This is a genomic window from Streptomyces sp. XY006, assembly GCF_002237655.1.
GTDB lineage: Bacteria > Actinomycetota > Actinomycetes > Streptomycetales > Streptomycetaceae > Streptomyces > Streptomyces levis.
In genome coordinates this window covers 1-6,516 of sequence record NZ_NOKT01000063.1, presented here as the reverse complement: position 1 = coordinate 6,516, position 6,516 = coordinate 1, and the positions used below count along the sequence as shown (strand labels likewise).

Here is a 6,516-nt window from a genome sequence, read left to right as displayed (position 1 = left end):
TCTACCTGCACAAGCCCTCAGGCAGCCGCGCAGACGTCCACACCTACACCCACCACAACAACGACCCCGACCGCAACGGCAACATCAACTTCCACTGAACATGAAGAGGGCCGGGGCCCGGTTCTTCCGAACCGGGCCCCGGCCCTTCCGTGGAAAAGGGGACCGCTCAGGCCTCGAGAGGCGTCTTCCGCGCCGCGCTGCGCAGCCCCATGGCGCAGGCGACGCCGGCGGTGAGGGCGAACAGCACCATCACCGCATTGACCAGCACGTCCGGTCCGGCATCCTGCGCCAGCGCGTTGGACGTCGCCGCCCAGACGCCGAGCACCTGCGTGACGGTCACGAGGCCGAATCCAGCGGCACGCGCCCACCAGGGGCCCTTGTCCGCGAAGGAGGCGAGCCCGAGCGCGGCCGCTCCCCAGAGCAGCAACAGGACCGTCAGCCCTTCGGCGGCGAGGAAGAGGACGCCGCCGAGGCCGCCGTACCCCCCTGCGTCCGTGTGGTCGATCTCAGAGGTGTCTACCACGAACACCGCAAGGGCCACCTCCATGAGGAGCAGGTAGCAGGCCTCCAGAGCGAGGATGAGGGCACCGGCCCGCCTGACGAAAAGGGTCACTGATTGCTCCTTACAAGCTTGCCGCTCTTGATGATCCACAGCTTTCCGTTCCGCTGGGCGCTGCGGCAATCGTCCCGCGCCTTCGTCCCGGCGCTGTTCTGGCCGGTCCGCTTGCGGCCGATCTCCCGGCCGATCGCGTTGTTCTTCAGGTCCATCTGCTTGTCGACGCCCGAGGACGTCGACTCGTGCCGGGTCGCGAACTCGTAGGCGTCCGTGGTGGACAGGCGGATCTCCATCCGCGCGTTCCAGTAGCAGTGCCGGAAGGAGTCACCCGTGCCCTGGAAGAGGGTCCTGTCGGGGTACCAGTCCTGCGCCTGCTTGAACGCCTTGTTCGCCGCGTCGTAGGCCGCGGTGCAGTCGATCGGGTTCCAGAAGCAGTACGACCTCTCGGAGGGCGTGGCGCTGCCGTAGCCGAAGCCCGGGTCCATCAGGATTGGGTAGGCGAGTTCCTGGCCGGCGGTCGGCGCCAGCGAGGCGGTGACCTCGTTGCCCGAGAGCGTGAGCTTCACGGGGATCTCGACGCCCTTGGCGTCCTTGGCGACCGGGGCGGTGATGAAGGTGAGGTTGCCCAGTACGTCCGAGACGATGATGACGTTGCCCGTTCCCTGCGTGGCCGTCTGGCCGGGTCGCAGCTGGAGGGAGTACGCATAGCTCTTCGCCGCGGACGCGCTGCGCAGCAGGTGGAACGTCTCGACGGCGTTCTGACTCGTCCGGATGGCGAGGGTGTCCGCGTCTGTCTGCGTGTTGGGGTAGACGATGACGCCGGTCTCGCTGAGGTCGGCGGTCGCGGCGGCACCCGCGGGCATGGCCACGGTGGTCTGGGTGGTCCCGTCCGCGCTTGTGCCCACGATCTCCTGGCCTGCCGTGCCGGGGAGTTCCACGACGCCGGCGGCGAGGACGGACTCCTCTGTCTCGACGACCTCGGGGTCGATCTGCTCCTGGTAGCCCGCCGGGGTGTCGTCGACCTCCGGGTACTCGGTGTCGATGGGCCGGTCCTCGGGCTCCGTCTGCTCCTCCTCGGGGTGCAGCAGGTCGGAGAAGTGGGTCTCGGCGATCTGGTTGATGAAGGCGGGGGTGAGGGCCCCGGTGATCCGGCCGCTGCGGAAGGTGTACTCCGCCGGGTCCGACCACGTTCCGGCGGTGTTCTTGACCCGGGCGGACAGGACGTGCGTGCCGTCCACCGAGGGGGTCAGGGTCACGGTCGCCTTGCCGGCCGTCAGCGCCACGGTCTTCGGCGCGTCACCGTCGAGGGTGTACTCGGCCGTCACCGCCTTGCCCTGGGAATCGGTGATTGTGAACGATCCGGGCGTCTGCGCGCCGCCGTGCCACAGGCCGTCGGCGGGGTAGGTGGTGGAGCTGACGGCGGGGGCCGCGGGCACGGACGTGTCCACGGTCAGGGTGCGCCAGGCGGACCAGCCGCCGTTCCAGAGCTTGCCGTCATACACGGCGATGCGCCACTTGTACGTCCCCGGCGCCAGCGCGTCGGCTGTCCAGGTGCCGGGCTTGCCGGACGGGACGAAGGCGGAAGTCCCGCTCGAGACCTTGGCGGTGGCGTCCGCGTTCCACACCTCGAAGGTGAGGCGCACGGAGTCAGCGTCGGGGTCGGTGGCCTGACCGGTGAGGCTGGGGGTGGTGTCTGCCGTGACCAGGGCGTCGGCGGGGCTCACCGGAGAGGCCGGGTTCGGCTTGGTGTTGTACGTGACGACGAGGGTCGGCTCGGTGGGGCCCTGGGACCCGTCCACGTAGTTCGCGGAGCGGAAGCGCCGCCAGCTCAGCGAGTCGGCCTCGTCGACCGCGCGCACCTGGAGGCCGTGGTTCGGCTGGCCCGAGGCCCAGGCTTGGACGATCGCGTCCACGTCCCAGCGCATGAAGTTCGCCGGGCACGCCGAACTGAATCCGTACGCAGCCTTGGACACGACGGCGCCGTCGGCCGTCGTCGCGGGCTGGCTCCCCCAGGTCACCGCGCTGGGGTCCCAGTCCGCGGTGATGCGCCGGACGGCCACGCCGGACCCGGTCGTGGCGCAGCTCGACGACCAGTAGGAGTGCAGCCTGAACTCGGTGTCCAGGATCTGCTTGCCGGCGTACTTCGAGACGTCGAACTTCACGTACGACCGGGCCTTCGTGGTGCCGCCGTCGTACGTCCCGGCCTTCAGCTCGGTCGAACCGCGCTGGGAGTCGGGGTAGTTGGTGGCGACCCAGGTGTCCGTGGACGCCGCCAGGGTCGTCGTCGGGTCGATGTTGACCGGGTATACGACGTCGGGATCGGTAAGGAACTCCATGCTCGGCTTGAGGACCAAGACCGCCCGGCCCGCCCCCTGCTCGATGCTGGTCTCGATCTCCATGGAGTGGGTCGGGTCCCCGGACTTCGGGTCCGTGCCCGTGCCCCACATGCGGGGGGCCGGGGCGCTGGCGACCAACGCCCCCTTGGAGTCCTCCAGTCGCAGATGCCCCGACCGCTCCTTCTCAAGGCTCAAGCCCTTGAGGGTGATCGGGAGCCTCAGCTCCACCGGCTTGGTGGGCCGCTCGTTCAGGATGAGCGACTCGGTGAAGCCCTGCGGGAGCGCGGTGACGTGCAGGTCACCGTCGGGAACGACATCGTGGTAGACCGCGGTGTCGCCCTCGACCCGAGGGGTCGGCAGGGACTTCGACGTGGACCAGGCGATACCGAAGGTCTGCGTCCCCCGGGTGACGGCGGCGAAGTCCTCGGCCCCGCCGTCGGACAGTTCGACGTCTGCCAGGGCAACTTCGGGTTCCAGCCGCTCCTCGGCGTCGACGAGGGTGGTGTCGAGCTGCTTCCACTGGCCACCCTCCTTGACCCGGAACGGTCCGGACGCGGTCTCCGTGGTGAGCGTCCCGTTCGGGTTTGCCCAGGTGCTGGAAGTGCCCGTCCGCTCGGACAGGGCTTCGACGCGCTTCCCCCTCAACGCGGCGGCCAGGCGGGCCGAAGCGAGGTCAGGTGCCTCGGCGCGGCCGGTGGTGGTGTCAACGCCGCTCGATGCGGCGGCGATTGGTCTTTCCTCTACCGCGGTGGCCGGCAGCTGTATGGACAGCGTCAGCGCAACGGCGGTCGAGACGGACGCGAGACGTACTGCTCGTCGCATCCATCCCCCCTTAATCGTGCGTTCGATGTGGATCACCTGCGAGGCAGGCGGCGCGTGATCATTTCATGAGGATTAAGTAAAGGAACAGTCATGGACCTATGCGATCAGTCACACCGCGTTTAGAGAGAGTGCAGAAAGTGACTATTTGTGATCAAGGGGAGGGGTGGCCCTCGGTCGTGCGATGCGCCCGGACACGCCACAACGAGGCGCCCGGCCCGGGGGCCAGCCGGCTAGTCCGCCTCAGTCGCTGAACGGGGCGTCGCAAAGACGCTTGCACCGAGACCGTGAACCCAGCGCTTCCGCACCCAGGGGGATAGCACCACCAGGCCGTTCGGCCAGTTGCCGGGGTGACAGGTACGACCGGTCCGAGCGCTGACGCAGCTGACCACACGTGATGTGGGGGTTGCAGAGGGAGGTCGTGAAGCGAACGCAACGAGTGGGGAATCCGGTCTGCCTAGCAGCGCTTGGATCAGATGACGTCGCACTTCTCCAGCGGAGTCGTCCTCGCTTGCGGTACGCCATCGGCCCCCTTCCGGAGCACGACGGAGTAGCAGCGGTAGGCCCGGGAGTGCGAGACGCCGAACATGCTCGTGTCCTCGTACTCTCCGAAGAAGCGGACGGTGGTGGTCAGCGAGTCCTCCGACCGCGCGTAAGAGAGGAGCCTGCCGTCGTGCCGCTCGGAGATGCCCCGCACGGCTTCTTGGCCGGGGAAGCCGTTCGGGGCTGTCACCACGTCGCGCTCGTACGAGCGGGCCAGGGCTGCTGTCCGGTCCAGGGCTTCTGCCTTGTTCCGCTCATTTGCGCGTTCCTGGCGGTAGTGCATGGTCATGAGAACCGCAGCCGCGATCAGGACCGCGAGGATGGGCACCATGACGGCGGCGAGACATCCTGGGGACGGCACCGTGACACGGCTCTGCCGCGCCACGGTGCCGTGATTGGACATGTCCCTGTTCACCGGCCCTGTCGAGTGGCCGCTGACAGGGGGCCGGCCGTCATGAACGCCTGTGCGTAGGCGCTCGTTCCGGTCTGGTTCGGGTGGTAGCTCTCACGGCTGAGGCAGGTGTCCCCGGTGAACCACCAGCAGAGCTGCGTGTTCTTGTCGCCATGATGGAAGTCGCCGTCACCGTTCGGCCCTGCCACGCCCCCGTTGATGCCTTCCGGTGAATCACAGATCCGCTTGCCCTCGAACGCCGGCTGCGGGGACTTGTACCGGACGTTGGATGCACTCATCGAGAGCGCGAGCTCGCGCTGCTTGCTCTCGAAGTACTCAGCCATGTTGTTCAGGATGACACGCTGTGAGGCACTGACCAAGGTTGAGCAGGCCTGAGTGCGGCTGAAGAGCAGGGGGTAGCCCGTCAGCGAGATTGTCGCGTTCGGCGCGAGTTCATGGATTTGTTCCAGCACGGTGCGGGTCTCGATCACGGCGTTGTCGATGTCCGCCTTCATCGAGGCCTCAGAGGGGCAGCCCTCCATGACGCACGTCTGGATCTTGTTGTCGAAGCGCGCTTCGTTTCCGCCGATGGTCAGCATGACCAAGGTGGTGTCCCCACTGAGCGTCCCCGAGTCGATCTGGGTCTTCTCGTGGAAGTTTCCGTCCAGGCCCCAGGCGTGGGGGTTACCTTGGGTCATTTGAAATGTCTTGGCTCCGGAGCATGCGGTGAACTGGAAGTCCAGTGCCGGGTCGAAGCTGTCGGCGAGTGCGCCGATGGTCTTCGTCTGGCCTGGGAGAGTCACCTTGCGGGGCCATGCGTTCGGGCTGCGCCGGCAGGCGTTCCAGTCGCTGTCTCCGTGGTCTCTGTCGGATTCGGGTGAGTAGGATCCGGCGCCCTCGCCGGAGGTGTAGGAGTCGCCCATGGCGACGACCATGTCCTTCGGCTTGGCCGACAGCGGCTGGAAGGCGACCGCGTCCCAGGCGACATCTTCGTCCGCGGTGCCGTCGTCGGTGGTGTTCGTCAGCACCACTCGTGGTGTACCGGTGAAGCGGTAGACGCCGAGCTCGACCCAGGTGTTCTTGCTGTAGTGGGTGTTGATGTAGCGGTGGCGGTCGTCGCCGCCGGCGACTCCCTTGATCACGTAGTGGGCCTGCTGGGTGTGTCCGGCAGGTGCGCGAAGACGCGGGCCCATTCGACGCTGCGCCCCAGGGTCCAGGTGCCGTCGATGGTCATCCGGGCGCCGGGGCCGCCGAGGTGAGCGGTGTCGCGGGTGTGTGTACCAGAAGTGGCCGCCGTGTCCGCCACCGATCTGGTGCAGGTCTCCCGGTGTCTGTGCTGTCGGGGATGGACTCCACGATCAGCGCTCCGGCCGGGGCTGCACCGCACTCCGGCGTGCCGTACTTCAGCCGGTGGCCTCAACCGGGTTCCGTGCGCAGCGTGACGTACTTGATGCTCTCGTTGCCGCAGTCGGTCGAGCAGTTCGCCTTTCCAGGTCACGTTGGAGCCGCGCCACCAGTACTTCTCGTAGCATGCCGCGTCAGGGCAGTCCGGCGGGCTGGCCGCATTGCAGTTGTTGGTGGTGTTGCAGAACGCGTCCAGTGGTGGCTTGACCCTGTCTCGCTGGCCCGGGTTAATCCACCAGGCGGGGCGGAAGCCGGCGGAGGAGAAGCCGGACTGGCCGGGCCAGTCCTGTCGTCCGTCGCTGGAGTAGGAGTAGCCGGTGTCCATGGACCAGGCGGCCCAGCCCATAACCTTTTCTCCGGCGCCCGAGCCCGGGATTGCGGCCCTGCACCGGCCGGATGCTGCTCACGGGCGCCGACTCCGGGGCCGCGGGGGTCTCCTCCATGGTCCACAGCTCCTCGGGCAGCAG

General features: G+C 67.7%; 4 protein-coding genes and 1 pseudogene. 1 reads left to right on the top strand and 4 read right to left on the bottom strand.

All coding sequences use genetic code 11. The features are described 5' to 3' along the window. Positions 1-98 (top strand): annotated as a pseudogene (locus tag CHR28_RS38690) (lamin tail domain-containing protein); the annotation flags it as partial. Positions 99-166: 68 nt separating this feature from the next. Here CHR28_RS38690 and CHR28_RS37000 read toward each other — a convergent pair. The 4 genes from CHR28_RS37000 to CHR28_RS36985 all read right to left on the bottom strand — a co-directional run bounded on the left by CHR28_RS37000 (position 167) and on the right by CHR28_RS36985 (position 5,787). Continuing rightward, positions 167-613: a hypothetical protein gene (locus tag CHR28_RS37000; protein ID WP_094058116.1), complete on the bottom strand. Its 447-nt coding sequence runs from the start codon at positions 611-613 to the stop codon at positions 167-169. Beyond that, entirely contained in the window at positions 610-3,714 is a 3,105-nt protein-coding gene (locus tag CHR28_RS36995; protein WP_143655975.1) for a DNRLRE domain-containing protein, read from the bottom strand. Before CHR28_RS36995 ends, CHR28_RS37000 begins: the two co-directional genes overlap by 4 nt. A 469-nt stretch (positions 3,715-4,183) precedes the next feature. After that, the gene (locus CHR28_RS36990; protein WP_143655973.1) at positions 4,184-4,657 is read right to left on the bottom strand and encodes a hypothetical protein; all 474 of its coding nucleotides are present in this window, start codon (positions 4,655-4,657) and stop codon (positions 4,184-4,186) included. 8 nt (positions 4,658-4,665) lie between these two features. Beyond that, positions 4,666-5,787 carry an SGNH/GDSL hydrolase family protein gene (locus CHR28_RS36985; protein ID WP_094058113.1) on the bottom strand — a complete coding sequence of 374 codons (1,122 nt, stop codon included), beginning with the start codon at positions 5,785-5,787 and terminating at the stop codon, positions 4,666-4,668. Positions 5,788-6,516 lie beyond the last annotated feature (729 nt).